The sequence below is a fragment of the Aeromicrobium sp. PFPM2_SD2 genome (genome assembly GCF_057364525.1).
The window spans coordinates 1-1,736 of the sequence record NZ_JBNFNZ010000490.1; the positions used below are offsets into that span (position 1 = coordinate 1).

Genomic DNA, 1,736 nt, shown 5'->3' on the forward strand with positions numbered 1-1,736 from the left:
TGCCGTCGCCGCGGTGCTCGGGCTGCCGCCCGAGGCGGTCGAGGTCGCCGAGGGCCGCCTCCGGGTGGCCGACCTGCCCGGCGCGATCGTCCACGAGCCGCTCGGCCTGCGCGAGTCGCTCGGCCGGGCGCTGAACGAGGAGCCCGACGAGCCCGGCTTCTGGAACGCGATGCAGCGGGCCTCGGTGCGGATGCCCGCGTGGTACCTGGCGCTGTGCCTGGCGTTCAGCGCGTGGTGCGCCGCCGTGGCCTGGTGGTGCCTGCGCGGCGACGGTCCGACGTGGCTCGGCTGGGTCGCGGTCGTCCTCGGCGTCGGCGAGCTGACCGAGGTCGTCCTGCGGCTGCGGGCCAAGCGGCAGCGGGCTCGCGCTCAGGCGAAGTAGTTCTCCAGCCCGACGAACGCGAGCGTGGCGAGGGCGCCCAGCACGACCAGTCCGACCAGGAGACGGCCCACGGCGGTGGCGCGGCCGAGCGGCAGCGCGATGCCGGCGGCGACCACCACGAGGATCACGAGGAAGATCACGGGCTCGATGTCCACGGCGGACGTCCTTTCGTCGGAGGTGACGTCAGCCTAGGAACGCCTGCGGCGCACCGCACGGCGGCGCCCGCCGCGGGCGGTGAGTGGGCAACCTCTCGAGGGGCCTGTTCGGTTGCGGGCTCACCGCTCCCGCCGTCGGGCCGCTACCGGCGCAGCGGGCGGGCCTCGCGCAGCGGCGCGGTGAGGGCGTCCACCCGCGGGTCGTCGAAGAACTCCTCGAGCGAGACCTTCAGCGGGACGCGCCAGTTCGGGTACTCGTCGACGGTGCCCGGCAGGTTCGGCTGGCGCATCTCCCCGACGGCGTCGGCCGGCGCGCTGAGCACCAGCCGTGACGCCGCCCGGGCGATGAGCGTGTGCAGCGCGAGCACGAGGTCGTCCTCGTCCAGCCCCTCGGCGCGGACGAGCTCGAGCAGCGCCTCCTTGTCGGCCGCGGCGCCGGCGTAGGCCTCCTCCGGCGAGCCGTCGAGCAGGTCCAGCGACGCCCGCAGGCGCACGTGCTCGGCCTCGAGCCAGCCGGGAGCGGTCGGCAGGTCGTGGGTGGTGATGCTGGCCATCGTCTCGGCCTTCCAGTCGGCCGGACGCCGGTGCGGCTGCCCCTCGGCCTCCCAGTCGCGCTCGAACCAGAGCACGGCCGAGCTGAGGATGCCGCGCTCCTGCATCGTCTCGGTGACGACGTCCTCGACGGTGCCCAGGTCCTCGCCCACGACCACGGCGCCGGCGCGGGTCGCCTCGATGAGCAGGACGCCCAGCATCGCCTCGCTGTCGTAGTGGACGTAGGTGCCGCGCAGCGGCGGCTCGCCCTCGGGGATCCACCACAGCCGCCACATGCCCGCGACGTGGTCGACCCGGATGCCGTCACCGTGGCGCAGCACGCTGCGCACGACCTCGCGGAACGGCGCGTAGCCGGTCTCGGCCAGCCGGTCCGGACGCCAGGGCGGCAGGCCCCAGTCCTGGCCGAGCTCGTTGAACGCGTCCGGCGGGCACCCGACGCGCACCTCCTGGGCGAACAGGTGCGGCTGGGCCCAGGTGTCGGCGCCGGCCGGGCTCACGCCGACGGGCAGGTCGTGGACCAGGCCGACGCTCATCCCGGCGTCCTTCGCCTCGGCGCGGGCCCGGTCGAGCTGGGCCCGGCACTCGTGCTGCAGCCAGACGTGGAAGGCGACGCGGTCGGCGCGGCGCTCGCGCTCGGCCGCCACCGC

The 1,736-nt window shown here is 75.5% G+C and carries 3 protein-coding genes; 1 reads left to right on the forward strand and 2 read right to left on the reverse strand.

The window, feature by feature from the left end; translation table 11 throughout:
- The coding region (locus tag AC2W7G_RS15440) for a hypothetical protein (RefSeq protein ID WP_485869218.1) at positions 1-382 on the forward strand (382 nt) is incomplete at its 5' end.
- Here the strand turns inward: AC2W7G_RS15440 and AC2W7G_RS15445 are convergent.
- Complete coding sequence (locus AC2W7G_RS15445) at positions 370-537, reverse strand: hypothetical protein (protein WP_485869219.1); 168 nt, start codon at positions 535-537, stop codon at positions 370-372. The genes AC2W7G_RS15440 and AC2W7G_RS15445 overlap by 13 nt on opposite strands.
- 143 nt (positions 538-680) lie before the next feature.
- Positions 681-1,736, reverse strand: a 1,056-nt coding sequence (locus AC2W7G_RS15450; RefSeq protein WP_485869220.1) for a 4-alpha-glucanotransferase, incomplete at its 5' end; no start/stop codon positions are given.